Consider the following 24,302-nt stretch of genomic DNA (forward strand, 5'->3'; position numbering starts at 1 on the left):
AGGGAGCCGATGAAGCGGCGCAAGGATCGCTCACCTCGGGCCGATTCTCGGTAGTTTCGATCTTGTTTCGATATCATCGCCGGGCAACCTGACGGAAGATCCCAGGAGATGGAAATGGGCGACGGACTGTTTCACATCGACGAGGCAGGTCGTCTTGTGGCGATGCGGGTGGCGCCTTACGAAGCTGAAGAAGTGCTCCAGGACTTGCTCGCCACTCACCCGGACCTGCTCGCCGGCGGGCAGATGACACCCGGCGCTCCTCGCCGGTGGCTGTTGGTGCGGCGCGAATTCGGCATCCCCGACCGTGACGGCGGCAGCGGTCGGTGGAGTCTGGATCATCTCTTCGTCGATCAGGATGGCGTTCCCACCCTGGTCGAGGTGAAACGCTCAAGCGACTCTCGAATACGCCGCGAAGTCGTTGGCCAGATGCTCGATTACGCCGCCAATGGCGTTCGCTATTGGCCGTCCCAGGATCTGCGTGTGCACTTTGAGCAGACGCAGCGTGAAGCAGGCCAGGACCCACAGGAACTGATCAGCCAGCTCTGCGGTGACGAGATGGTCACGGTGGAGGAGTTCTTCGCCAAAGTCGCGGAGAATCTGCGTACGGGCCGGATCCGTATGGTCTTCGTCGCTGACGTCATCCCCGATGATCTTCGCTGCATCGTGGAATTCCTCAACGAGCAGATGAACCCTGGAGAGGTTCTTGCCGTAGAGGTCAAGCAGTACCTTGCTGAGGGCTATCCGGGGAAGACACTCGTCCCAGTTTTATACGGACGTACCGCTGCCGCTTCTGCGAAGACTGCTACACAACGGCCTGACCTGCGGGAAGTTCGACAGAACGCCGATGACCACGTTCGTGCACTGTGGGACCTGCTCGAACGATGGACGCAGCGGCAGGGGGTCGCACTTCAAAGTGCCCCGAGCGGGATCCGCGTCTTGAGCCGGAGCGACCTGAGAGTAGCTCAGCTGTATCCCTCGGATCGGGTTCTCTGCTTCAATCTTGATCCCATGCGAAAGCGTGGACACGAATCGCTGGCCGCATCTTGCCTTGAATCTTTGCGCCCCCTTACCACGAAGGCTCTTACGTCGGCCTATCCGAGCCTGCCGGCACGCGATGCCGTGGCCCGATGGGATGACGTCGAGACTATTCTTGACCGGCTCGTCCATGTTTAGGCGCCGCGTAAGCAAGCATACATTCGCCGCCTCTGCAAACTGACGCTCGTATGTGCTTCGGTGATAGATGCAGGAGGCGAGATTGATTCGGTCGGCACTCATCTTGCTTCGCGATGGCCGTCATGCTCTGCCCGGCCTGGTCGGCTGCGACAGCTGGTTGCGGTTCAGCGCAGCGGCATTCTCGATTCGGCTCCAGCCGGGATGGCACAATGATGTACATGATTGATAAAGCTTCACCGAAGCAGCTGCTAAATTCGCTTCGCCTCTACGCCACCGTCAAACAGCAAGTATTCGATGGCCAGGATCTCGCCTCGCTGCGACCGCGGCAGCTGTGGTTCGTGCGCTGCTCGTTCGTCGGGGTAGACCTACGTCACTCCGTCTTGGATGGCTGCTCCTTTAAGCTGTGTGACCTCAGCATGGCGCACCTTCGCGGCGCATCACTCAGAGGTGTTAGCCTGGCCGGCTGTAACCTGCGGGCGGCCGACCTGCGAGACACCGACCTGACCGCGGCACAATTCAGCAGCGTCAACACGGGCACCCCGCCGCACGGCCTAACCGATGTCACTGACGCCAAGTTCGATAACGCCATCACTCGTGACATGCAACTCGAGCAAATAATCGGTATTCCTTCATGGAATATCTAGAGTCCTGCCCTGACGTTCGTCGGCAATATCGGGTGATGGATTCGACGACCTCCTCCAGTTCGATCAGCAATCCAGCCCAGCTGGAGTACTAGATCTCCGTTCTCGCCTGCTCGATTTGCCGCACGATGGCATGGGCACCATGCGCCTGTGCGATGGCGTGCGCCTCGTCGAGTGTCGCGAGCGCGTCCGCCCGCCGGTCCTGAGCGGCGGCGATGTAGGCCAGCCCGACCATGTTGGCGGCCACACCCGGCAGGGCCCCGACCTCCCGGCGCAGCCGCGACGACTCTTCCAGCCGCTCGCGCGATTCATCCAGCCGACCGGCCATGTGTGCCGCGATGCCCAAGTGCCGAAGGGCCTCGGACTGGGTCGGCTTGTCGCCGACCTGCGCCGCCAGCCGGCAGGACTGCTCCAGCTCCGGAACCGCAGTCTCGTTGTCACGCCGGATGACCTGATGGAGGCAGCCGATCCAGAACAACGCCTCGGCCTCGCCGCGCGCGTCGCCCAGCGCCCGGTACAGCTCGAGCGCACGCTCAAACAACGGCAGTTCAGCCGGGTCCTCGACGGGTGACGAGCCAGCGCTGGCGCGCTCGTTGAGAAACCGCGCATGCAGGATCCGCCCACGGGCCAACGCGGCATCGGCCTCCACCGCGTCCAGGCCCCATTCGGCGTTGGCCAGCACGCTGGCGTCGCCGCTGAACACTGCCTGTTCATAGAGCGTCTTGGCCCGTTCGATCCGGTCTTCGGCGCTCATCGCCGCCTCCGCCCTGGCATGGCCACTACGTGCTAGATCAGCAGTAGAGTACTCCGGCCCAGGATCGTCATCTGGACGGTCAGCGATGAGTGGGGTGGCCGGCTCTTCGCCCAATCGACCCGGCCGGCCCCGAGCGAGTGTCACATCAGCAACTCGTCCCGATGTGCGGAAAACGGAGCTAGCCCAGGTGGGTCGCCGTCCACTGCCGGGATCCGGCGAGGACGGCCCGGTGGACGGCGCGCGCGATGCGGGCGCCCCAGATCGATCTCGGGCCGCCGAAGAGTTCCGGTCCGGCCTCCGCGCCGTGCCATGCCGCACGGCCCGTGCCGGGGCCGTCCCCCGTTCCGTGGTCCCGTACGGCGACGCAGACCGCGTCGGACGCGGTGCCGGTGCCCGGGAACCCGGCCTCGATCAACGCCTGGGTCTTCGCCTCCGTCACCGTCATGACGGCGTTGACCAGGGCCGCGTCGGTGAAGGCGACCGGAACCGCCACGACGATGTTGATCGTCCCCGGTGCGGGGAGGCCGGACGGCGCGGAGCCGCGCGGTGCCGGGTCGCCGGGAGCCGGGTCGAGCGGTGGGTGATCGGGCAGGGCAGGCGTGTGCGGGGCCCGGTCAGGCGGCAATGGATCGAACGTCGCCGGGTCGGCGAGCGCGGGACGCAGTTCGGGGTCGGGCCTGCCCTCGGGCGACGCCGCCCAGGTGGGGACGCGCAGCCCCACCGTGGCGACCGCCTCCACTCCCCCATCCGACGCCTGAACGTACCGGTCCACGGACGCCGCGGTGAGCATCCCCACCCCGGCCCCGGGGCCCGGCGGCGCGAGTTCGGCCAGGTGATCCAGTGGGTCCATCCGCGCGTAGGCGGCGACGACCTGGGCGTTCAGCACCCACGCGCGGGGGCCGATGCCGCCGCCGAGCATCGCCGACGAGATCATCCGCCACCCCGGGCCGAACTCCCACAGCAGCGACGCGAGCCGTGCCCCGTCCTCGTGCCGGTACCCCAGCGTCATCTTCATGCCGGGCAACCTATCGATCATCGGGGCGGAGCAACCGCACGAGAGGCCGTCCGTCCTCCTCGGCGTCCACGCGTACGCGGGCGCCGAAGTGCCGGGCGAGCAGCGGCTCGGTCAGCACCTGCGCGGGAGGGCCCGACGCGACGACCCGGCCGCCCGCGAGCAGCAGCAGCGCGTCCGCGTACTGCCCGGCCAGGCTCAGGTCGTGCAGCGTCGTCACGACGGTGAGGCCGTCGCCCGCGCGCAGCCGGTCCACGAGTTCGAGCACCTGCTGCTGGTGTCCCAGGTCGAGGGCGGTGGTCGGTTCGTCCAGCAGCAGGACCGGCGCCTGCTGGGCGAGCGCCCGGGCGAGGACGACGCGCTGGCGCTCGCCGCCGGACATGTGCGCCAGCGGGCGGGCCGCGAAGCCCGCGAGGTCGAGGCGCTCCAGCACCGCGCCGGCGATCTCCCGGTCCGCGGCGCTCTCCCGCCCCAGATAGGGGATGTACGGCGTGCGCCCGAGCAGGGTGTAGTCGAACACCGTCATGTCCGGCGGCAGCGACGGGCTCTGCGGCGCGTACGCGATGAGCCTGGCCCGCTCGCGCGGCTTCAGGTCCCGGACCCGGACGCCGCCGACGACGACCTCGCCGGTGTGCGGCAGGAGTCCCATCATGGCTTTGAGCAGGGTGGACTTGCCCGCGCCGTTCGGACCGACGACGGCCAGCCACTCCCCTCCGGCCGCCGAGACGGCGGCGCCGGAGAGGACCTCGCGCCCGTCCAGCCGGACGCCGAGGTCGGTGACCTCAAGGGGGTAGGTACGGCGGCCGCTCACGTGCCCACCCTCCGGGTCATGCGCAGGACCGCGACGAAGAACGGCGCGCCCACGAACGCCGTGACGACGCCGATCGGCAGCTCCGCCGGGGCGAGGATCGTACGGGCGACCGTGTCGGCGAGCACCAGGAAGGCCCCGCCGCCCAGGAAGGAGATCGGCAGCACGATGCGGTAGGACCAGCCCGCCAGCCTCCGCACCACGTGCGGAACCACGATCCCGACGAAGGCGATCAGCCCGCCCACCGCCACCGCGGCCGCCGTGGCGAGCGAGGCGGCGAGCAGCACCACGAACCGGACCCGGCCCGCGCGCAGCCCCAGCCCGGCGGCCTCCTCGTCGCCGACCGACAGCACGTCCAGCAGCCGCCCGTGCAGCAGGAGCACGACCGTCGAGACCACGACGTACGGCGCGATCATCCACACCTGCTCCCAGCCTCCGCCGACGTCGCCCAGGATCCAGGAGTAGATGCGCTGGAGCTCCTCCAGCTTGAGCTGCTGCGCGAAGGTCTGGATCGCGGTCAGGAACGACGTGACCGCGACGCCGGCGAGCACCAGCGTGGCGGTCCCGCCCCCGCGACCGGCGGTGTTCCCCACGGCGTACGCGAGGAGGACGCCGCCGACCGCGCCCACGAACGCGGCGACGGGGACGATCGCCACTCCGGCGTCCCCGCCGAGGAACACGACGACCAGGGTCACACTGAGCCCGGCGCCGGCCGCCGCGCCGAGCAGGTACGGGTCGGCCAGCGGGTTGCGGAACACCCCCTGGTATCCCGCGCCCGCGATGGCCAGCAACCCGCCGACGAGGGCGGCGAGCAGCACGCGCGGCAGCCGGAGCTGGAACAGCAGCCCTTGGTCGACCGGCGCGAGCCCCGAGTCCAGGTGGACGAACGGCAGCCGGTCGAGCAGGGCGAAAAGGATCCCCTTGGGCGAGATGTCGGCCGCGCCGACGAGCAGCCCGACGGCCATACTCGCGAGCAGGAGGGCCACCGCGACCAGCAGTGTCTCCGTCCGGAGCCGCCCCGGCCGTGACCGCGCCGCCTCGGACGGCCGTGTCTCGGACCGTCTTGCGCCGGAACGGCTGGATCCGGGCCCGTCGCCCTCCTGGTCCACGTCGGACCGCGGCGAATCCGCACAGAGCGGATCAGCACAGAGCGGATCAGCACAGAGCGGATCGGCGTGGGGCGGCTCGGCACTCATGACGCGATCAGCTCGCGGCCTTCTGGACGGCCTCGCCGATCGCCTTGGCGAGATCCACCACGCGCGGCCCCCAGCGGGAGGCGATGTCGTCGTCGAGCTCGATCACCCGGTCGTTCTTGATCGCGGATAGGCCGGACCAGCCGGGGCGCTTGGCGAGCGCGTCCTTGTTCTGCCCGCAGCACTTGGTGTCGCCGAGGAAGATCAGCTCCGGATCCGCCTTGACGACGAACTCGGCCGAGAGCTTGGGATAGCCGCCGGCCGCGTCGGGCGCCTTGTCGGCCACGTTGACCAGCCCGAACAGGCCGTAGACCTGCCCGAGGAAGGTCGTGGACGTCGCCGCGTAGGGCGTGGTGTCCAGCTCGTGATAGTAGGTGAGCTTCTTGTCCTTGGGCGCGGCGGCGGCGAGCTGGTCGATCTCGCGCTTCATGTCCGCCACCACCTCGGCGGCCTTCTCCGCGTTGCCGGTGGCCGCGCCCAGGTCGATGATCTCGTCGTACGCCTCGTCGAGCGTGTTGGCGGCGGGCTCCACGATGACGGGCACGCCCACCTTCGTCAGCCCGGCCACGACGTTGTCGATGTCGTTGGAGAGCACGACCAGGTCCGGCTTGGCCTCGACGATGGCCTCGACGTTGGGCTTGAACCCCGACAGCGACGTCTTCGGCACCTCCGCCGGGTAGTTGGACTGGTCGTCCACGGCGGTGACCTGGCTTCCGGCGCCCACGGCGTACAGGGTCTCGGTAGCGGTCGGGGAGAGCGACACGATGCGCTCGGGGCGCTTGGCGATGGTCACCGCTCCGTTGCCGGCCTGGACCGTGACGGGGAAGGCGGAGCCCGCGGCGGGCGCCGAAGCGGTAGCGCTCTCGGAGGGCGCGGCTCCTGTGGTGCCGTCCGTCTGGCCACAACCGGCCAGGACGACGACACCCAGCAACGCGCCCGCGAAGGTCGTGCGTAGCGGCGACACGAAGTCCTCCAGGGGGATCACCGGGAATTGGAGAGACCCGTGTCAATTGACGGATCACCCTTTTCCACGAGGGTCGATGGCGTCGGCGCACGGTGCAGGCGACCTGGCTCGCCCCCTGGGGACAGGGGCTCACAGTTGCGGGACAGCGCCGGTCTCTCACCGGACTTCGCTACGCCGTGCGTCGGGATGAACGGTATCAACCGGACCACTGACCAAATAGTCTTGCCCCCGTGGGAGGCATCGTTCAGCGCGCGAGACTGGCCGCGCGGGCGACCGGCCACCTGCTTCTCAGCCTGCTGCTGGTCCCTCTGTGCGTGCTGGCTCTCGTGCAGTTCCTCCTGTCGCTGGTGCTCAGCGTGACGTTCGTCGGCCTGCTGCTGCTGCCGGTGACGACGCGGGTGAACCGGGCCGTCACCGGGCTCGCCAGGAGGCTCGCCTCCCGATGGCTCGGCCGGCCGGTCACGGCGCAGTACGGGCCCCGCTCGGGCCTGCTGAACCGGGCCCTGCAGACCCTGAACGACCCGATGACCTGGCGGGACATCGGCTGGCTCGCCCTCCATCTCGTCGCCGGCATGGTGCTGCCCATCCTGGCGATCGCCCTGTGGGGCGCGCTCGGGTTCGACCTGGGCCTGCCGTTCTGGTGGTGGGCGGTGCCGGCGGAACACACCGTGAACCTGACCGGCGTCCCCATCGACAGCTGGTTCAAGGTGATCACCGTCGTGCCGGTCCACTTCGCGGCCTTCACCGCCATCGCGCTGTGGGCGATCCCCCTGCTGGCCACCGCCGACGCGCACCTGTCCCGGCTGGTCCTCGCCACCCCCGAGCGCGTACGGCTGGCCGAACGCGTCGCCGAGCTGACCGAGACCCGGGCGGCGGCGCTCGACGCGCACGGCGCGGAGCTGCGCCGCATCGAGCGCGACCTGCACGACGGCGCGCAGGCCCGGCTGGTGTCGATCGCGATGCGCCTCGGCATCGCCGAGCGGATGATGGCGAACGACCCCGCCAAGGCGGCCGAGCTGGTCTCGGAGGCCCGGCGGAGCACCGAGGAGACGATGACCGAGCTGCGCGGCATCATCCGCGGCATGTACCCGCCGATCCTCGCCGACCGCGGACTGCCCGGCGCGGTGGCCGCCCTCGCCGCCGGATGTCCGGTACCTGTGACGACCGCGACGGACGGCGTCGATCGGTTACCCGCCGCCGTGGAGGCGGCGGCCTACTTCGTCGTGGCGGAGGCGCTGACCAACGTGGCCAAGCACAGCGGCGCGTCGTCCGCGTCGGTCCGGCTGAGCGAGACGGACGGGCGACTGACCGTCGTGGTCACCGACGACGGCCGGGGCGCGGCGGACGAGACCGCGGGCACCGGCCTGAGGGGGATCCGGCGCAGGGCGGCGGCCTTCGACGGGGGCGCCCGGCTGACCAGCCCGCCCGGCGGGCCGACGACCTTGACTGTGGAGCTGCCGTGCCGGTGAGAGTGCTGATCGTCGAGGACAACGTGCTGCTGGCCGAGGGGCTGGCGCTGCTGCTCCGCACCGAGGGGCACGAGGTGACCGGGACGGTCGACACAGCCGAGGCGTTCCTGCGCGCCGTCGACGAGCAGCGGCCCGACATCGCCGTGGTCGACGTGCGACTGCCGCCGACCTTCAGCGACGAGGGCGTGCGCGCCGCCGTCGAGGTGCGGCGCAGGCACCCGGGCCAGCCGATCCTCGTGCTCTCGCAGTACGTCGAGCGGACGTACGCGACCGAGCTGCTGGCGAGCGGCGAGGGCGGCATCGGCTACATGCTGAAGGACCGGGTCGGCCGGATCTCGGAGTTCGTCGACGCGCTGCGGCGGGTGGCCGGCGGCGGCACGGCCATGGACCCGGAGGTCATCTCCCAACTGCTGGTACGGCAGGGCCGCCATCCGGTGGACGCGCTGAGCCCGCGCGAGCGCGAGGTGCTCGCCCTCATGGCCGAGGGCAGGTCGAACGGCGACATCGCGGCGCACCTGACGGTCACGGAACGCTCGGTGCACAAGCATGTCGGCAACATCTTCGTCAAGCTCGGGCTGCCGCCGAGCGACGGCGGGCACCGCCGGGTGTTGGCCGTGCTCAGCTACCTGTCGCACTAGTGCCGTGACCGGCAAGGTTTGCCCGGACGGAGCGACGCGACGGGGCAAAGAGTGCCGGGAGGGGCACCTGCATGGTCGGGTCTTCCGGAGGGCGATGGTGTAGCTGGCTACACCCCCGGTGGTAGTCCTGGCCGAACGATCAGAACGGGGGACTGCACCGCTGCGCCCAGCAGGGGTTTTTCGCAATGCTTGAGGAGTTGATCCCCAGCGGAGGCGAATTCCCCCATGTCACTGACCATGCTCCCCCCATCCCGTGCCGGCGTGCCGCCGAGCCCCGCGCACCGGGACAGGTTCGTCGACATCCTGCGCGTTTTCGGGATGGTCCTGGTCGTCGTCCAGCACTGGACCATGCCGGTGCTCGTCTACGCCGGCGGGCGGCTGTCCACGGGGAACGCGCTGGCCGGGGTGCCGATGATCACCTGGATCAGCCAGGTGATGCCGCTGGTGTTCTTCGCGGGCGGCGCCGCGAACGCGATGAGCTGGCGCTCCGCCCGGAACAAGGGGCGCGCGCCCGGGCTCTGGGTGGCGGGACGGCTGCGGCGGCTCGCCTGGCCGGTGTTGCCGCTGGCGTTCGTCTGGTTGCCGCTCCCCTACGTTCTCGGGGCCTTCGACGTGCCCGAGCAGCCGGTCGCGGTCGCGGCCCGGACCGTGGGGCAGCTCCTGTGGTTCCTCGCGGTCTATCTGCTGGCGGTGGTGACCACGCCGTACCTGTCGCGGCAGCCCGCCCGCCGGGTGCTTCCGGCGCTGGCGGCGGGCGCGGTGCTGGTGGACGTGGTCCGGTTCTCCGGGCTGGAGCAGGCGGGCTACCTGAACGTGCTGTTCGTCTGGCTCGCCGTCCACCAGGTCGGGTTCCTGTACGCCGAGGGCCGGCTGGAGTGGCTGCGCGGTGGGCGCGCCCTGGCGCTGTCGGTCGCGGGCTTCGGCATGGTCGCCGGGATGGTGGCCGCGGGGCCGTACCCGCCGCACATGATCGGGATGCCCGGAGCGGTGTCGAACATGGCCCCGCCGAGCGCCTGCATGCTGGCGCTGTTCGTCGGGCAGCTCGGGCTGGCGATGCTGCTGCGGCCGGCACTCGACCGGATCACCCGCGGCGGCCGGGTGGACACGCTGCTCCGCGTTCTCGCCCCCCGGATGATGACGCTCTACCTCTGGCACATGACGGCGCTGGTCATCGTGTCGGGGATCGCCATCCTGGGGTTCGGGGCGGACACGCCCGAGGTGGGCACCGCCTCCTGGTGGGCGCGGATCCCGCTCTGGCTGGCGGCGCTGACGGTCGTGCTGCTCGCGCTGGTCGGCCTCTTCGGCCGGATGGAGGAGCCGCCCGGCACCGCCTCGGCCCGCATCGTGGTCGTCGGCACCCTCATGATCGGCGCGGGGCTGACCACCCTCATGGTCACCGGGTTCACCGTGGGGCTGCTCCCGCCACTCGCCACCTGCGTGCTCATCACGGGCCTGTTCGTGCTCACCCGTAGGGGCGCGGCGTGGTCGGGCAACCCGGCCCTGACCGTTCCTGGGCGTGACCCGGCGACGGCGAGCGGCGCCCTGCCGGGATGATGCCCATATGGATGTCATTCTGCTGAGGCACGGCGAGACGGAATGGAGCAGGGACGGACGGCACACCGGCCTGACGGACCTGCCGCTCACGGAGCGGGGCGAGGAGCAGGCGCGCGCGCTCGGCCGGGTGGTGCGGGGGCGCGCGTTCGCCCTCGCCCTCTCCAGCCCCGCGCGGCGGGCCCGCGAGACCGCCCGGCTCGCCGGGCTTTCGGCCGTCGAGACCGATCCCCACCTGTGGGAGTGGGACTACGGCGGCTACGAGGGGATCACCACCCCGGAGATCCGCGCGACGCGCCCCGGCTGGTATCTCTGGCGCGACGGCGTCGTCCCGGGCGACGCGGCGCATCCCGGGGAGAGCGTCACGCACGTGGGCGAGCGGGCGGACAAGGTGATCGCCCGGATCCGGGCCGCCGACGGCGACGTCGTGCTCGTCTCGCACGGCCATTTCCTGCGCGTGCTCGCCGCCCGCTGGCTGGGCCTGCCCGCCGGCGACGGGCGGTTCTTCCGCCTGGACACCGGGACGTACTCCGCGCTCGGATTCGAGCACGGCGAGCCCGCCGTCCTGCGGTGGAACGCCCCGGTTCCCTGACGCTTCCGGCTCCCCTGAGGACGCGGCGCCGTTGACGCGTCTCAGGCGCCCGGCCGCGGCGCGAGCTCAGCCGGTCGCGACCTGCTGGGGCCGGGGGCCGCGGCCGGTCAGCCATTCGAGGACTTCGCGGTGGCCGGTTCGCGCGTCCTCGAAATGACCCCAATGCCAGTATCTGGGTTGGTCCCGGACCCCGGTGACCCACGTCCGGTAGGCCACCGGCCGGGGTCGCCCGTCGGTGGACCCCGCCGCCGTGGCGACGCCGTATGTGCGGATCACGACGCGGCCACCGGGTGCGAAGAGCACGTCGTCGGCAACGGGGTAGAAAGTCATCTGATCCAGCATGGCGAGCCCCCTGATCTCACGATGGTGTGGGACCCAATCTGCCGGACGCGTGTTACGCGGTTCCGCACGAGCCGGTTAAGGCCGTACGTGGTCGCGTAAAAACGGCGTTACACCAGAAGCCCGTCGAACTCCCCGTCTTTGACTCCGAGCACCAGCGCTCGAATCTCGTCCCGTGTGTAGATGAGCGCCGGCCCCTCGGGGAATCGCGAGTTCCGCACGGCCACACCGCCGTCGGGAAGCTCGGCGAGCTCCACGCAGTTGCCGGTCGAGTTGCTCCGAACGCTCTTTCGCCAGGTGACCCCGGTCAGGTCAGTGGCCGGCATCCCGTTATATGTCTGCATTTACATCTCTCTGAGAAGATCACCGATGATCTCGGCGGTACCCCCGGGCGTGGTGCTCTCCACGCACAACTGCTCCATGGCGGTGAGGTAAGGATCGATGTCCTCACGCTTGTCGAGGTACAGCGCACCCCACAGCTGCTCGACGTAGACCACGTCCGAAAGATCGGCCTCGGGAAAACGGAGGATCGTGAACGCCCCTCCCTCCGCCGCGTGCATGCCGAAGCGGAACGGCATCACCTGGACGGTGATGTTGGGCAGCATCGACACCTCCAGCAGGTGCTGGAGCTGCTCCCGCATGATCCCCTTGCCACCGATGGGGCGCTTGAGCGCGGCTTCGTCGATGACCGCCCAGAGCCTCGGCCCACCCTTCTGCCGCAGCCGTTCCTGGCGCTGCATACGCAGATGGACGCGGTGCTCGATCGACTCCTCCGGGTCGTCCGGGTAGCCGAGTCGGATCACCGCGCGGGCGTACGCGGCCGTCTGGAGCAGGCCGGGCACGAACTGCACCTCATAGGTGCGGATCACGCTCGCCGCCTCTTCGAGTCCGATGAAGGTGACGAACCAGTTCGGCAGTACGTCGCCGTACTTGTGCCACCAGCCGGGCGTGTTGGCCTCACGGACCATCTCCAGCAGGCCACGGCGTTCGGCGTCGTCGTGGACGCCGTACAACGTGAGCAGGTCTTCGACATCACGTGTCTTGAATCCGACCCGGCCGAGCTCCATCCGGCTGATCTTGGATTCTGAGGCGCGGATATGGAATCCCGCGACCTCCCGGGTCAGTCCCCGGTCCTCGCGCAGTTTGCGAAGGCTCGCACCAAGCATGATTCGCCGAACGGTGGAGCCGGATCCAGGCGGATCTATCGACACGTGCTATTCCTCCGGTATGTGGACTGAGTCACAGTCTGTCAAAGATCGCCCCCTTCGTCCCAGAGGTGTATTGGGGGTAACCGTAGCGCGTGCATCCCCCAAATGCACGTGCATCCGCTCTTGCACATGCACGCGACCGTGCACCATCATGATCTCGTGCAGTCCGCGAACCTGACTCGTGGCCAAACCCAGTGGTCGGCGCTCGATTGGTGGCCTCCCCTCGGCTGGTGGCCGGAACCCGCGCGTGATCTTCTCGCCCCCGGATCCGCCGCCGCAAGCGCCACATTCGTCCTGCTTCCGAGCGCGGAGTCGATCCACTCGGCCCGCAGTTTCGCCGTGGGGACGCTGGCCGGCTGGAACATGGGCGAGCTGGCCGAGGGCATGGAGCTCGTCGTCTCCGAACTCGCCACCAACGCCCTCCGGCACGGGCTCATGCTCGGTGCCGCGCCGCGCCACCGCGACCGCGAGGTCGTACGGCTGTCGCTGATCCGCCGCGGACCCCTGGTCACCTGCGCGATCACCGACCCCGGCTCGGCCGCCCCGGTGCTGCGTGATCCGTCTCCGTTCGAGCCGGGCGGGCTGGGACTGCACATCGTCGAGTCCATGAGCCTGCGCTGGGGCTGGTCTCCACTCGCGCCCCAGGGCAAGGCCGTCTGGGCCGTCCTCTCCGCCTGACTCCGTCGCGACCGGTTCACCCGGTCGCGCTTCCCCATCGCCGCGTCCGCCCGCCGTGCGCGCTCCGACTTTCTCTCCCCGGCCCGTCCCCTCCCCCGCGCTCGTGCACGACGCCGAGACGCCGCTACGGCCGCGCCGGAGCGGGGCGCGGCCGGGGGCGCCGTGCCTCCGGGCCGATCTCGTCAGGAGTCAAACAGGGGCTCATATTTCTGTCGCCCGGCCCCCCGCGGCCCGCGATCTGGATTACGGTGGCCCTCCCGAGACTCCCGAGAGAGCTCTGTCTGATGGACGATCACCTGACCGGCTGGCTGGCCGCTCTCGACGAAGAACGACTCACGCGCGTGCTGGGCAACCGCCCGGACGCCCTCATCCCGCCATGGCCCCGCACGCTTGACGCCCTCGCCGAACGGCTCGCCGGCGACTTCGCCGTCATGGAGGTCATGCGCACACTTCCCCTCCCGGCCCTGGAGATCGTGCAGGCGTGCCTCGCACTCGGCGACCGTCCCGGCGAGGACCGGCTCGCCCGTTTCCTGGGCGTGAGCGTCTCGGAGACGATCCCCTGGCTGGACCGCCTGTACGACCACGCCCTGGCCTGGCCGGAGGCCGACGGCAGGATCGGGCTGGCCGGAGCACTCGCCCACTGGTGGACGGCCCCGTGCGGCCTCGGCGAGCCGCTCGCCGCGTACCTCGAATCATGGACGCTGAACGCCGAGGGCCTGCGGCGGATGTGCCGCAACCTCGGCGTCCCGCCCCAGGGGACGAGACGCCAGATGATGACTCGGATGTCGGCGGCTCTGAGCGACGCCGAGCTGCTGTCCTCCCTGGTCGCCGAGGCGCCGGAGGGCACGATCGGCATGCTCGACGACTTCGCCTGGGACGGCCCGATCCGCAGCGTGAACGGCGACCTGTTCATCACGCCGGGGACCCCGGAGAAATGGGCCGTCGAGCGCGGCCTGCTCTTCCGTACGCAGTGGGGGGTCGCCGGAATGCCGCGGGAGGTGGCGCTGGCCCTGCGCGGGCCGGACTACCACCCGCCGTTCACGCCGTGTCCGCCCGACCTCGCGACCGTCGCGGTCGACGCGGAGGCGGTCGAGTACGAGATGTGCCTGGCCGCGCCGCGGCTGCTCGACCGCGCGACCGCCGTCCTGGAGAACATCGACAAGACGCCGCTGCCCCTGCTGAAGGGCGGCGGCGTCGGCGTGCGCGAGGTGAAGCGCGTCGCCAAGGAGACCGGCTGCGCCGAGGCGGAGGCCCGCCTCCTGATCGAGGTGTCGGCCGTGGCCCGGCTGATCGGCCTGGACGAGGAGGCGGGCGGGCTCGTCCCCACCGACAGGTTCGACCGGTGGCGGCTGTCGGAGGGCCCGGCCCGGCTCCGCGTGCTGCTGGCCGCCTGGTGGCGGATGGAGCGGTCGTCCCTGCGCCGCGTCCAGGAGCGGTACGCGACCGTGCTGGGCGACGACCCCGAGGGCGAGACGATCGCCCGGATCCGCCGGGCCCTGCTCGGCGCGCTCACGGAGATCCCCGAGGGCCAGGGCTTCGCGACGTTTCCGGAGCTCGTGCAGGCCGTCCACTGGCGGGCGCCACTGCTCGACAGGGAGCTGCTCGCCGAATGTGCCCCGGCCGTTCTGGAGGAGGCCGCGCTGCTCGGGCTGTGCTCCGGCCCGGCCCTGACCGCGCTGGGCCGGGCGCTGGCCGCGCTCGGCTCGGTCGCGGGCGGCGAGAACGACAGCGCCGTCGCCGAGGTCGAGCACGACCCGGCCCTGGCGGAGCGGTCGGCCAAGGCGCTGGCGAGCGCGCAGCGCACGGCGCTCTTCGGCGCGGACCTGACGGCCGTCGTCACCGGCCCGCCCTCCGCCGAGCTGGCGTCCCTGCTCGACCGCACCGCCGACCGCGAGTCCCAGGGAGCGGCGTCGGTCTGGCGGTTCGGCCCCGCCAGCGTTCGGCGTGCCCTGGACGCCGGGGAGAGCGCCGACACGCTGCTCGACGCGCTCGCCGAGGTGGGCACGCTGCCCCAGCCGCTCGTGTACCTCGTCCGGGACGTGGCCCGCAGGCACGGCGAGGTCACCGTGGCCTCGGTGGGCTGCGTCGTCCTCGGCTCGGATCCCGCGCTGCTGGCCGAGATCAACGCGCATCGCAAGCTCGGCCGGCTCGGCCTCCGCCTCCTGGCGCCGACCGTTCTGGCGAGCGGCGCGACCGCCGAGCGGACGCTCGCCGCGCTGCGCGAGGCCGGGTACGCCCCGGTGCCCGACGGTTTCGGCGGGCTCGCCGTCCGCCGCGGCCCGCGCCCGGGCCACGACACCCCGGACCGGACCGGTGACCGGGAGGGGAAGCGCGACGGGGAGCGCGAGCCGGACCCGCGCGACGGCCGGTTGATCCTGTTCCCCGGCGGGCGGACCGCCGAGGCCGACGTCCCTGCCCACCCGTACGGGCTGCTGGACGGCCTCGCGAACCTCCCGCCGGACGTGCCGGACCCGCGTGAGCACGCGCGGAGGCTGCTCGCAGCAAGCGGGGCCCGCCGTGGCGGCGAGACGCCCGACCGGGCGCCGGGCCGGACGTGGGCGGTCATCGGGCGCCGGGCGATCCGGTTGCCGACCGCGCAGCAGACGCTGCTCGGCTTCGTCGTCGACCGGGGCGTACGCGCGCTGATCACGCTGACGGACGGCGTGACCGCCACCGTGAGCCACGGCGAGCTGCGCGACGGCGTCCTCGACGCGTGGTGCGAGGAGGCCGGGGACTACCTCGACTTCCCGCTGGGCGAGATCACCTCGGTCGTCGCCGCCCGCTAGTGCCGTGACCGGCGCACGGCTCTGCTTACGGCGAGGAGCTGCAAGCTCGGCCCTTCACTTCAGGGCCGAGAAGCTGACGGAGTCAGCGTGAGGGTGTCCACCGCCTCCCGGCGTACGCCCTGCTCGGTGAAGGGCCAGGCGGTCAGGCGGCCGTCGGCCCACAGCTCCGCCTGGTCGTCGTAGTTCGAGTGGAAGGCGTGCCCCGAGGCCCCGGTCAGGTTGATCCAGCGCGAACGGTCGAGGTCCGCGAGGTCGACGACCATCCGCATCGAGGGGACCCAGACGACCTCGTAGCCGCTGTCGCTGTCCCAGCCGGTCGCGTCGACCGCGTCCTTGCCGCCCGCGAGGTGCAGCGGGCCGCGGTTGAACAGCCACTCGACCGGGCCGATGCCGGAGGTGCCGAACGTCTCGTTGGTCAGCTCCAGGGTGTGCAGGTCGCCCCAGCGCCAGGCGTCCGGGTCGTCGCCGAGCCGTTCCCGCAGGTCGGCCCCGGCGTCCTTGATCGCCGCCGCCAGGATGTCGTCGCGGGTCTCCGTCACATCCTTCGTGCGCACGTCGTCCCACCAGGGCGAGTCCGGCTCGTCGAGCAGCTTCGCGACGATCTCGAACCACCGGTCGCCGCCGCCCGGCCGTACGCTTTCCGGCAGCTCGTCGTCGAACGTCCGCATGAGCAGGTGCCGCCAGATCGCGTTGTGGTACGCGGCCGCGGCGGAGTCCCGGGTCTGGGTGAAGTCCCACCCCTTCAGCAGCCGGGTGTCCCCTCCCCCGATCCGCAGCAGGTGCGGGACGAGCACCTCGGCGAGACCGTTGCGCGAGTCCATCTGGATGTCCCGCATCGTGTCCGCGGTGATCTTGCCCGCGCCGATGGCCTGCGTGATCCGGTCCACGATCCGCTGCGAGCGGTAGCCGTACGACCAGTCCGTCGTGAGGAACGGGCCGTAGTCGGGCTTGATCGCGGCGTTGTTCGCGGTGACGATGAAGCCCTCGGGCGGGTTGTACGAGTGCGGAAGCTGCTCGAACGGGATATAACCGGTCCACTCCTGTGCGCCGGTCCACCCCGCGGCCGGCCACGTGCCTTCGCCGTCGGCGCGGACCGGGATCTTGCCCGGCGCCTGGTAGCCGATGTTGCCCTCCAGGTCGGCGTAGATCAGGTTCTGGGCGGGGGCCTCGAACTTCGCCGCCGCCGCGCGGAACTGCTCCCAGTTCTCCGCCCGGTTCAGCATGAAGATCGCGTCACCGGTACGGCCGGGGTCGAGCGCGGTCCAGCGCAACGCCACGGCCATCCCCTTGTCGATCTTGCCGAGCTTGGCGGCGGCGCCCGGCAACGCCTCCCCGGCGTTCCCGAGGACCTCCGAGATGATCGGCCCGTGCGCGGTCGAGCGCACCGGCAGCTCCACCGTCTTCCCGCCCGCGACCTTGATCTGCTCGACCCGTGTCTGCAGCGGAACCTGCGAGCCCTTCACCTCGTACGTGTCGCCCTGCACGCGCTCGACGTACAGGTCGGTGACGTCGGGCCCGAGGTTGGTGAACCCCCAGGCGATCTTGCTGTTGTGCCCGATGATCACTCCGGGGACGCCGGAGAAGGTGTAGCCACTGACGTCGTAGGGACAGACCGGCCCGCGGGTACGGCAGTGCAGCCCGGCCTGGTACCAGATCGACGGCATCCGGGGCCCGAGGTGCGGGTCGTTTGCCAGCAGCGGCTTGCCGCTTTCGGTGTACTTGCCGCTGACCACCCACGAGTTCGAGCCGATGCCCGCCTGATCGCCGCCGGACGTGCCGAGCAGGTTGGGGACGGCGTCGAGCACCTTCGCGACGCGGGCGAGCGCCTCGGTCGCGGACGGCTGGGCGGGCTGGGCCGGGGTTCCGGCGGTGGGCTTCTCGTCCGCGTCCTGGCTGAACTTGCCGTCGCGTACGGCTCCTCTGGTCACGATCGGCCGGTGCCGGTCGAAGGGGTAGTCAGGGAAGAGCTCCTCCACCCGGTCCAGCGGAAGCGCGGACGCGTCGATCGCGCGCTCGATCTCCGTACCCATGTTGGAACGCAGGTCCCAGGCCAGGGCCTTGAGCCAGGAGAGGGAGTCGGCGGGGGTCCACGGCTCCGGCTCGTACGAGCGGTTGGTCAGGGCGAGCACGCCGTACTCCAGGCTCCGGGCCGCGAACCCCTGGTTCTGCTCCATCCAGGCGTTCACGCCGGCCGCGTAGTCCTCCAGCGCCGTGCGCGCCTCCGGCTCAAGCAGCTCGATCTCTTTCTCCGCCGTACGGCGCCAGCCGAGCGTGCGCACCACCTTGTCGATGTCGAGCGTGGACGACCCGAACAGCTCGGAGAGGCGGCCCGCCGTGGTCTTGCGGCGGAAGTCCATCTCCCAGAAGCGGTCCTGGGCGTGGACATAGCCCTGCGCCTTGAAGAGGTCGGCCGAGGTGTCGGCGTAGATCTGCGGGACGCCGTACCGGTCACGCAGGACGCTGACGTCCGCCGCCAGGCCGGGCAGCCTGATCTCACCGTTCACCTGGGGGAACGACCGCCGCACGGTCCACGTGACCACGCCCGCGAGCACGAGCGCGAGGACCAGCAGAACGGTCAAAACACGGAGCAGCCATCGGAGCGGCCAAGGGAACCGAGCATAGGGGGCGAGCCTGACCATCAACCGACCTTTCCTCTGGAACGCGCAACACAGTATGAAGGTCCGGCACATAAGATCAATCCCTGCCTTCCTCCGCGGTCGCTCGCTCAGGTACGGGAGAGTGCGTTCAGATGTCCGATCCGCGATCTGCCGAGGCCCTTCCGGGAGACCAGGCGAAGCCGCTGCCGGCGGCCCGACCGGCCGAGTCGACACCCACGTCCGGGGCGGCCTGCCCGAGCGACGCGACGCCCGATCCGCGTTCCGGGCGTCGGCGGACACGGCGGCGGTGGGCCGGCGTCCTCGTCTGGGCGTCGATCGCGCCCTTCGCGGCGTGGGCCGTGCTCCGGCTGATCCCCGCGGACGTGCACTTCGAGTGGATCCGCGCCGTTGCGTTCACGCCCTACGTGGCGCTCGCCTCGGCGGCCCTTCCGCTGCTCACGCTGCTGACGCGCCGATGGGCCGCCCTCGTGGTGAGCCTGGCCGTGGCCGCCACGCTCGCGGCCTGCGTGCTGCCCCGCACCGTCCCGGGCGGTGACCCGGCCGCCGCCGGTCCCCGGCTGAGAGTCCTGTCCGCCAACCTCAAGAAGGGGGCGGTCCCGCCGGAGAAGCTCGTCGCCCTCGTACGGGAGCTCCGTCCCGACGTGCTGGCCCTGCAGGAGCTCACTCCCTCGGCCGCCACGGGCCTGCGCGCGGCCGGGATCGACGCGCTGCTGCCGTACAGCGTGGACGTGTCCGAGCCCGGCGCGCACGGGTCGGGGATCTACAGCCGCCACCCGGTCGCTCCGGGCCGGCACATCCGGTTCGGCGACTTCCGGCAGGGGGTGGCGACGGTACGCGTGCCCGGCGCTCCCGAGGTCGCGGTGGTATCCGTCCATCCCTGCGCGCCCCGGTACGCGGCGAAGGCCCCCTGCTGGGCGGAGGGGCTGGCGGCCCTGCCCCTGCCCGTGCCCGGCGGTCCGGTGCGGATCCTCGCCGGGGACTTCAACGCCACCCTCGATCACGCGCGGATGCGCCGTCTGCTGGATGCCGGCTATCGGGACGCGGCCGCCACGACGGGCAACGGCCTGGCCGCCACCTGGCCGTACGAGCCGTGGCGCTTCAACGGGTGGAGCATCCCTCCGGTCACGCTGGACCACATCCTCGTCGCTCCTGACGTGGCGACCCGGTCCTTCGGCGTCCGCCCGCTCCCGCGTACGGATCACCGCGCGGTGTTCGCCGAGCTCACGCTCCCCGCGCGCTGAGCAGCGCCGTCTCCGAGTGGGCCGTCTCCGAGCGGAAGGTGTGCCCGAACTCCCGCCCGAGGCCGAAGTAGTGCCGAAAGCTGTAGATCAGCGGGCTCCAGGCCGCGGGGTCGACGTGCTGGGTGCCCGGCACGACGATGCGCGGATCCGCGTGTACGCGCAGCACGTGGGCCTCGATCACCCGGAACTCGCCGGTCACGTCGGGCTGGACCCGCGCGGCCCGCGCCTCCATCTGGATCGGGCAGCTCGCCACCCGGGGCGGCCGTACCGTCTCCGACGGCTCGGGACGCAGCCCCGCCGCCTCGAACTTGGCCGGTTCGTACCGGAAGGCGCCCTGCTTGTGCGCGGGGACGGGGTCGCGGCCGGTGAGCGGGGCCAGGCGTTCCACCGCCGGCCATTGCGCCGGCTCGGGGAGGTTGATCACCAGGTCGGGACGGGTGGCGAGGTTGTGCGCGGTCTGGCTGTCCTTCCCGAGACCGAGCACGATCACCTGCCCCAGCGCCCAGGCGGAGGACATGGGTGCGAGGTTGAAGGAGCCGTCCTCGTTCTCGGTGGACAACAGGGCGACCGGCGTCCCGAAGTAGAGGACGCTCGGCGTGATCGTCAGATGGTCGGTCGTCATGGGCGTCAACGTAGGCGGCCGACACTTCGGCGGACGCCGCACTGTTACGCGGTGCGCCGGCCGGCGCGGGAGGCTCAGGTGAGGGACACCGGTCCGAACCGGGTCTCGAAGCCCTTCCCGGTCGGAGCGGCGCACATCACTCCGGCGAACGCGGGGACGTCCGGCGGGAAGTAGGCGAGACGCAGCATCCGCTCCGGCGCCGCGCCGTCGAGCCCGTAGCGCACGGTCACGGTGTCGCCGGTCCGTTCGAGGTCGACGGTGACCGAGCGGAAGCCGTCCGGCGCCGCGACCACGGACCAGTCCGACCAGCCCCGCGTGACGACGGCGCTGACCAGCGGCGCGCCGTCGACCAGCTCGACCCCCGCCTTGATCCAGTTCTCCTCGTCGATCCGGAGGGCGACCCCCGCCTGGTCGTACTGCTCGCTCCAGTCGAGCTCGAAGGTGGCGGTGATCCGCAGGTCGCCGTTCATGACCCGCCCGAAGATGTGGCCGTTGTCGTGCGTGAAGCCGTAGTGGGTCTTCTGCCAGAAATCGGTGCCGGGGTCGGCCACGACACGGAGTGCCTCTCCCGCCGCCCAGTCGCGGGGCTCGTTGATCCATTCCCAGCCCGTGTACGGCATGACCGCTCCTTCGTCCGAGTGGACTCGATCATGCCAGGAAGGCGCTCTTCGAGGCGGAACTCGCAAAGGAAGATCTACCTCCGGTTTGTGCTGGTTTGTCCGCTTTACCTCCTGATTGCCTATACTCGTGCCACGCAAAGCCCTCTTGCGAACTTAATCCCCAAAAATCGCAATGCCGTCGCAAACCTCCTGAGATGACGTGTCCCTCCGTCCCCCCGGAGTCCCCCCAGTCCACACCTCGCCGGGCCTCTGCTTTGGCCTGCCCGGAACCAGGTCCGCCGTCGATCCCCCGATGGCGGCCCGCACGTCCTCTCGCGGCGGCGCTCTTCCCCGGCCCCCTCCGGGTCCGAGTCGCGATCCAGCGAAAGGATGCCCATGCAGAAGCGAGCTCGCCAGGCGATCGTCACCGTGACCGCTGGTCTCACGCTCATCGGGAGCGTGACAGCCGCCGCAGTGGTGATGTCGCCGGGCCAGGGCGCCGACAGGGCGCATATCGCCCAGTCGCCGTCCGCTGCCGAGACCTCCTCGACCCCCCAGGCCGATCCGTCCGCTGAGAGCCGGAGCACCGGCGAGTCCGGCACCGAGACCGGCACCGAGACCGGCGGCGCGAGCACCGCGGCCCCCACCACGACCGGTGAGGTCACCGCCGCCCAGGCGGATCAGCCGGTGAAGTTCGTTCCGAGCGAGACGAGCGCCGCCACCGCCACCGAGACCACGACCCCCGAGACCACGGCCGCCAAGGCCACGACCGCCGAGAGCGCCAAGACGGCCAAGGCCAAGCCGAAGCTCCCCTCCGGCAAGTCCACCGCCACCTCCTTCTGGGACGCGCAGACCGCCTCCGGCAAGCCGATGCGCTACGAGACCATCGCCAGCCCGTACTGGCCGCTCGGCACCAAGGTCAAGGTCACCTACAACGGTAAGAGCGCGATCGGCGTGGTGGAGGACTTCGGTCCCGCCGAATGGGCCGTCAGACAGCACGACATCCCCGCGATCCTCGACCTGTCGGAGAAGATGATGGCCGACCTGACCGGCGTCCGCTCCAACAGCGTCCACGTGAACTTCGAAGTCCTCAAGTGGGGCACCGGGCGGGTCTACCGGACCTCCGGCACCGGCTACAAGCTGGCCATGGGCCGATAGGCGCACTTCACTCCCGATGCTCGAGCCCGCGTAAACTGCGAGAGTGGCTGACCCCAAATTCGAGATCCAGATGCTCCACGACCGCGTCATGGTCAAGGCGGACCCCGAGACCGAAGAGCGGCGGAGCAACGCGGGCATCGTCATCCCGGCCACCGTCAAGATGGCCAACCGGCTCGTCTGGGGCGAGGTCTACGGCGTCGGAGCCAACGCCCGGGCGGTGAAGGTCGGCGACAAGGTGCTGTTCAACCCCGAGGAGCAGTCCGAAGTCGACGTCCAGGGCCAGGTTTACCTCGTGATGCGTGAGCGGGACCTGCACGCCGTGGCGACCCCGCAGACCGACCACGGCACCGGTCTCTACCTCTGACCTCCTCCGCGCGCCACCCGGCATCGTCCTCCGCCGGCGCGCGCCGACGCCGGCCACCGGCCGAAGTCCCCTGACCAACCGGAAGGCGGGGCGCCTGGCGCCCCGCCTTCCGCCGTCTTCCCCTCCCCTCGGCCGCCCCCTTTTCCCGCGTTCGTGCAGCCGAGCCCTTCGCCCGTACGGCAGGACCGATCTAAGGTAAAGCGGGGGCAAAAAGGGGAGGGTTCGGCGTGGAGAAGCCGCTGCTTCCGGACGACCCGCGCGAGGTCGGCGGATACGCGCTGCAGTCCCGGCTCGGCGCGGGAGGTCAGGGAGTCGTCTACCTGGGCCGCGCGCCCGACGGAACGAACGTCGCGGTCAAGGTCCTGCACCGGGGATGGGCCGGCGGCGAGAGTCGCGGGCGGCTCGTCCGCGAGATCAGCGCCGCCCGCCGGGTGGCGCCCTTCTGCGTCGCGCAGGTCCTCGACACCGACGTGGACGCCGACCTTCCGTACATCGTGAGCGAGTACGTCGAGGGCCCCTCGCTCCAGCAGGCCGGGCCGCGATCGGGGACGGCGCTGCACCGGCTGGCCGTCTCGACCGCGACCGCCCTGGCGGCCGTCCACGAGGCCGGGGTCGTGCACCGTGACTTCAAGCCCGCCAACGTCCTGCTCGGCTCGGACGGTCCCCGGGTCATCGACTTCGGGATCGCCCGGCACCTGGACGCGACCACGAGAAGCAGCGGCCTGGTCGGCACCCCCTCCTACATGTCCCCCGAGCAGATCGGGGGAGCCACGGCGACGCCGGCGAGCGACGTGTTCGCGTGGGGGTGCGTGATCGTGTTCGCCGCCACCGGGCGGCCGCCCTTCGGCGACGACTCCGTACCCGCCGTGATCAACCGGGTGATGAACCGCGAACCCGACCTCGGCGATCTGGCCGAGCCGCTGCGGTCGATCGTCACGGACGCGCTGCGCAAGGATCCCGCGCAGCGCCCGTCCATCCTCGACATCCAGATGCGGCTGCTCGGCCGACCGGCCGAGGAGAAAGCGCCCACGGCGGACGCACCGCCACCCGCCACGGCCGCCCCGCCGTCCGCCGCCCCGGACGCGCCCCAGCTGCCGCTCCCCCGGGCGCACGCGGAGCCGTCCGCCGCTCTTTCGGGCACCGCGCCGGCGCCCGACTCCCGGCAGCGGGGAGCCGGCGACGGCCGTGCCACCGTCCCACCCGCCGGTACGCACGACGGCGGGACACACGACGGCGCGGTCACCGCGCCCGGCGGGTACGGCGTGCGCCGCCGGAACGCGCTGCTCGCCGGCACGGGAGCCGCCGCGCTCGCCGTGGCCGTGGTGGCGGGCGTGCTGCTCTGGCCGGGCGCGGGGAACGGGGACTCCCGCGAACCCACCGGCGGCGGGAACGGGACGACCGCACTCGGCCCGACGGGGCGGGAGATCCTCGACACGACCGGCTCCCCGACGCCGCACGCTTCCTCCGCCTCCGCCGATCCGCCGCTCCCGTCTCCGGGAATCTCCCCCACGTCCAAATCCGGACCGGGGGGCAAGCACGCGAACGAATTCCCGGCGAGCTACGCGGGAGTGTGGCGCGGCCAGGTCGACTACGACCCCGGCGCGCACGACCGGCTGGTGCTGACCATAAAGAAACGAAGCAGGACCGCCACGGAGCAGTTCCTGGACTACCGCTGCACCGGCACGTCCGAGCTCAACGAGATCGCCGACTCGATCGCACGGCTCGAACGGAAGAGCATGCGCGGCAACTGCGTACGCAACGGCGAGATCTTCCTCACGCTCAACGAGGACGGAACGCTCGGCTTCGAGTACGCCGGACACGGCGAGAACAAGGTGACGAAGGACTCGCCGTTCTTCATGCACGCCACGCTGACGCGCGACCGCTGATGTCCTGC

Annotated in this window: 23 protein-coding genes and 1 riboswitch; of the genes, 12 read left to right on the plus strand and 11 right to left on the minus strand. The window is 70.9% G+C overall.

Annotation, left to right across the window (positions count from 1 at the left end; genetic code table 11):
- The first annotated feature begins 114 nt into the window (after positions 1 to 114).
- Complete coding sequence (locus tag ACQP1V_RS31540) at positions 115 to 1,173, plus strand: hypothetical protein (protein ID WP_433413627.1); 1,059 nt, start codon at positions 115 to 117, stop codon at positions 1,171 to 1,173.
- Between the two features lie 113 nt (positions 1,174 to 1,286).
- Positions 1,287 to 1,817, plus strand: a complete 531-nt coding sequence (locus ACQP1V_RS31545) for a pentapeptide repeat-containing protein (protein ID WP_433413628.1) — start codon at positions 1,287 to 1,289, stop codon at positions 1,815 to 1,817.
- A gap of 88 nt (positions 1,818 to 1,905) precedes the next feature.
- Here the strand turns inward: ACQP1V_RS31545 and ACQP1V_RS31550 are convergent, their stop codons facing one another.
- The 5 genes from ACQP1V_RS31550 to ACQP1V_RS31570 all read right to left on the minus strand — a co-directional run bounded on the left by ACQP1V_RS31550 (position 1,906) and on the right by ACQP1V_RS31570 (position 6,563).
- Positions 1,906 to 2,568 (minus strand): tetratricopeptide repeat protein, encoded by a 663-nt coding sequence (locus ACQP1V_RS31550; RefSeq protein ID WP_433413630.1) that lies wholly within the window; start codon positions 2,566 to 2,568, stop codon positions 1,906 to 1,908.
- Between the two features lie 178 nt (positions 2,569 to 2,746).
- Complete coding sequence (locus ACQP1V_RS31555; RefSeq protein WP_433426022.1) at positions 2,747 to 3,577, minus strand: adenosylcobinamide amidohydrolase; 831 nt, start codon at positions 3,575 to 3,577, stop codon at positions 2,747 to 2,749.
- Positions 3,578 to 3,593: 16 nt separating this feature from the next.
- The gene (locus ACQP1V_RS31560) at positions 3,594 to 4,391 is read right to left on the minus strand and encodes an ABC transporter ATP-binding protein (protein WP_433413632.1); all 798 of its coding nucleotides are present in this window, start codon (positions 4,389 to 4,391) and stop codon (positions 3,594 to 3,596) included.
- Complete coding sequence (locus ACQP1V_RS31565; protein ID WP_084258674.1) at positions 4,388 to 5,353, minus strand: FecCD family ABC transporter permease; 966 nt, start codon at positions 5,351 to 5,353, stop codon at positions 4,388 to 4,390. Before ACQP1V_RS31565 ends, ACQP1V_RS31560 begins: the two co-directional genes overlap by 4 nt.
- A gap of 238 nt (positions 5,354 to 5,591) precedes the next feature.
- Positions 5,592 to 6,563 carry an ABC transporter substrate-binding protein gene (locus ACQP1V_RS31570; RefSeq protein ID WP_433426024.1) on the minus strand — a complete coding sequence of 324 codons (972 nt, stop codon included), beginning with the start codon at positions 6,561 to 6,563 and terminating at the stop codon, positions 5,592 to 5,594.
- 58 nt (positions 6,564 to 6,621) lie between these two features.
- Positions 6,622 to 6,737: riboswitch (cobalamin riboswitch) on the minus strand.
- A gap of 38 nt (positions 6,738 to 6,775) precedes the next feature.
- Here ACQP1V_RS31570 and ACQP1V_RS31575 point away from each other — a divergent pair.
- The 4 genes from ACQP1V_RS31575 (at position 6,776) to ACQP1V_RS31590 (ending at position 10,795) form a co-directional block, all read left to right on the plus strand.
- Positions 6,776 to 8,014, plus strand: a complete 1,239-nt coding sequence (locus tag ACQP1V_RS31575) for a sensor histidine kinase (RefSeq protein WP_433413633.1) — start codon at positions 6,776 to 6,778, stop codon at positions 8,012 to 8,014.
- Complete coding sequence (locus tag ACQP1V_RS31580; protein ID WP_067128834.1) at positions 8,011 to 8,652, plus strand: response regulator; 642 nt, start codon at positions 8,011 to 8,013, stop codon at positions 8,650 to 8,652. Before ACQP1V_RS31575 ends, ACQP1V_RS31580 begins: the two co-directional genes overlap by 4 nt.
- A gap of 225 nt (positions 8,653 to 8,877) precedes the next feature.
- Positions 8,878 to 10,206: an acyltransferase family protein gene (locus tag ACQP1V_RS31585; protein WP_433413634.1), complete on the plus strand. Its 1,329-nt coding sequence runs from the start codon at positions 8,878 to 8,880 to the stop codon at positions 10,204 to 10,206.
- Positions 10,207 to 10,213: 7 nt separating this feature from the next.
- Positions 10,214 to 10,795, plus strand: coding sequence for a histidine phosphatase family protein (locus tag ACQP1V_RS31590; protein WP_433413636.1), 582 nt, complete (start codon positions 10,214 to 10,216; stop codon positions 10,793 to 10,795).
- Between the two features lie 66 nt (positions 10,796 to 10,861).
- Here ACQP1V_RS31590 and ACQP1V_RS31595 read toward each other — a convergent pair whose 3' ends face one another.
- The 3 genes from ACQP1V_RS31595 to ACQP1V_RS31605 form a co-directional block, all read right to left on the minus strand.
- The gene (locus tag ACQP1V_RS31595) at positions 10,862 to 11,125 is read right to left on the minus strand and encodes a hypothetical protein (RefSeq protein WP_433413638.1); all 264 of its coding nucleotides are present in this window, start codon (positions 11,123 to 11,125) and stop codon (positions 10,862 to 10,864) included.
- Positions 11,126 to 11,244: 119 nt separating this feature from the next.
- A complete protein-coding gene (locus tag ACQP1V_RS31600; RefSeq protein WP_067127814.1) occupies positions 11,245 to 11,478 on the minus strand; it encodes a DUF397 domain-containing protein in 234 nt (77 codons plus the stop codon).
- Positions 11,479 to 12,300 (minus strand): helix-turn-helix domain-containing protein, encoded by an 822-nt coding sequence (locus ACQP1V_RS31605; RefSeq protein WP_433413640.1) that lies wholly within the window; start codon positions 12,298 to 12,300, stop codon positions 11,479 to 11,481.
- Between the two features lie 201 nt (positions 12,301 to 12,501).
- Between ACQP1V_RS31605 and ACQP1V_RS31610 the strand changes: the two genes are divergently transcribed.
- Positions 12,502 to 13,020, plus strand: a complete 519-nt coding sequence (locus ACQP1V_RS31610) for an ATP-binding protein (RefSeq protein WP_387417572.1) — start codon at positions 12,502 to 12,504, stop codon at positions 13,018 to 13,020.
- A 284-nt stretch (positions 13,021 to 13,304) separates the two neighbouring features.
- Positions 13,305 to 15,806: a helicase-associated domain-containing protein gene (locus tag ACQP1V_RS31615; protein ID WP_433413641.1), complete on the plus strand. Its 2,502-nt coding sequence runs from the start codon at positions 13,305 to 13,307 to the stop codon at positions 15,804 to 15,806.
- Between the two features lie 59 nt (positions 15,807 to 15,865).
- On the opposite strand, the gene ACQP1V_RS31620 is transcribed toward ACQP1V_RS31615, so the two are convergent.
- A complete protein-coding gene (locus tag ACQP1V_RS31620; protein WP_433413642.1) occupies positions 15,866 to 18,445 on the minus strand; it encodes a penicillin acylase family protein in 2,580 nt (859 codons plus the stop codon).
- A gap of 110 nt (positions 18,446 to 18,555) precedes the next feature.
- Here ACQP1V_RS31620 and ACQP1V_RS31625 point away from each other — a divergent pair, with 110 nt between their 5' ends.
- Positions 18,556 to 19,665 carry an endonuclease/exonuclease/phosphatase family protein gene (locus tag ACQP1V_RS31625; protein WP_433413643.1) on the plus strand — a complete coding sequence of 370 codons (1,110 nt, stop codon included), beginning with the start codon at positions 18,556 to 18,558 and terminating at the stop codon, positions 19,663 to 19,665.
- Here ACQP1V_RS31625 and ACQP1V_RS31630 read toward each other — a convergent pair.
- Complete coding sequence (locus ACQP1V_RS31630; protein ID WP_433413644.1) at positions 19,646 to 20,287, minus strand: flavin reductase family protein; 642 nt, start codon at positions 20,285 to 20,287, stop codon at positions 19,646 to 19,648. The two genes, ACQP1V_RS31625 and ACQP1V_RS31630, sit on opposite strands and share 20 nt — an antisense overlap.
- 74 nt (positions 20,288 to 20,361) lie before the next feature.
- Positions 20,362 to 20,907, minus strand: coding sequence for a DUF1349 domain-containing protein (locus tag ACQP1V_RS31635; protein ID WP_067127797.1), 546 nt, complete (start codon positions 20,905 to 20,907; stop codon positions 20,362 to 20,364).
- A gap of 375 nt (positions 20,908 to 21,282) precedes the next feature.
- Between ACQP1V_RS31635 and ACQP1V_RS31640 the strand changes: the two genes are divergently transcribed.
- The 3 genes from ACQP1V_RS31640 (at position 21,283) to ACQP1V_RS31650 (ending at position 24,294) form a co-directional block, all read left to right on the plus strand.
- The gene (locus tag ACQP1V_RS31640) at positions 21,283 to 22,044 is read left to right on the plus strand and encodes a hypothetical protein (RefSeq protein ID WP_433413645.1); all 762 of its coding nucleotides are present in this window, start codon (positions 21,283 to 21,285) and stop codon (positions 22,042 to 22,044) included.
- 43 nt (positions 22,045 to 22,087) lie between these two features.
- Complete coding sequence (locus ACQP1V_RS31645) at positions 22,088 to 22,408, plus strand: GroES family chaperonin (RefSeq protein ID WP_432865470.1); 321 nt, start codon at positions 22,088 to 22,090, stop codon at positions 22,406 to 22,408.
- 227 nt (positions 22,409 to 22,635) lie between these two features.
- The gene (locus ACQP1V_RS31650; protein WP_433413646.1) at positions 22,636 to 24,294 is read left to right on the plus strand and encodes a serine/threonine protein kinase; all 1,659 of its coding nucleotides are present in this window, start codon (positions 22,636 to 22,638) and stop codon (positions 24,292 to 24,294) included.
- The last annotated feature ends 8 nt before the right edge of the window (positions 24,295 to 24,302 follow it).

It is taken from the genome of Microtetraspora malaysiensis (genome assembly GCF_050947145.1).
Classification (GTDB): domain Bacteria; phylum Actinomycetota; class Actinomycetes; order Streptosporangiales; family Streptosporangiaceae; genus Microtetraspora_A; species Microtetraspora_A malaysiensis.

Coding starts and splice junctions, on each gene's coding strand:
- ACQP1V_RS31585 (WP_433413634.1), top strand. CDS start 8,878: ATGTCACTGACCATGCTCCCCCCATCCCGTGCCGGCGTGCCGCCGAGC.
- ACQP1V_RS31595 (WP_433413638.1), bottom strand. CDS start 11,125: ATGACTTTCTACCCCGTTGCCGACGACGTGCTCTTCGCACCCGGTGGC.
- ACQP1V_RS31605 (WP_433413640.1), bottom strand. CDS start 12,300: ATGCTTGGTGCGAGCCTTCGCAAACTGCGCGAGGACCGGGGACTGACC.
- ACQP1V_RS31630 (WP_433413644.1), bottom strand. CDS start 20,287: ATGACGACCGACCATCTGACGATCACGCCGAGCGTCCTCTACTTCGGG.
- ACQP1V_RS31565 (WP_084258674.1), bottom strand. CDS start 5,353: ATGGCCGTCGGGCTGCTCGTCGGCGCGGCCGACATCTCGCCCAAGGGG.
- ACQP1V_RS31590 (WP_433413636.1), top strand. CDS start 10,214: ATGGATGTCATTCTGCTGAGGCACGGCGAGACGGAATGGAGCAGGGAC.
- ACQP1V_RS31550 (WP_433413630.1), bottom strand. CDS start 2,568: ATGAGCGCCGAAGACCGGATCGAACGGGCCAAGACGCTCTATGAACAG.
- ACQP1V_RS31540 (WP_433413627.1), top strand. CDS start 115: ATGGGCGACGGACTGTTTCACATCGACGAGGCAGGTCGTCTTGTGGCG.
- ACQP1V_RS31615 (WP_433413641.1), top strand. CDS start 13,305: ATGGACGATCACCTGACCGGCTGGCTGGCCGCTCTCGACGAAGAACGA.
- ACQP1V_RS31640 (WP_433413645.1), top strand. CDS start 21,283: ATGCAGAAGCGAGCTCGCCAGGCGATCGTCACCGTGACCGCTGGTCTC.
- ACQP1V_RS31600 (WP_067127814.1), bottom strand. CDS start 11,478: ATGCAGACATATAACGGGATGCCGGCCACTGACCTGACCGGGGTCACC.
- ACQP1V_RS31545 (WP_433413628.1), top strand. CDS start 1,287: ATGGCCGTCATGCTCTGCCCGGCCTGGTCGGCTGCGACAGCTGGTTGC.
- ACQP1V_RS31555 (WP_433426022.1), bottom strand. CDS start 3,577: ATGACGCTGGGGTACCGGCACGAGGACGGGGCACGGCTCGCGTCGCTG.
- ACQP1V_RS31625 (WP_433413643.1), top strand. CDS start 18,556: ATGTCCGATCCGCGATCTGCCGAGGCCCTTCCGGGAGACCAGGCGAAG.
- ACQP1V_RS31620 (WP_433413642.1), bottom strand. CDS start 18,445: ATGGTCAGGCTCGCCCCCTATGCTCGGTTCCCTTGGCCGCTCCGATGG.
- ACQP1V_RS31635 (WP_067127797.1), bottom strand. CDS start 20,907: ATGCCGTACACGGGCTGGGAATGGATCAACGAGCCCCGCGACTGGGCG.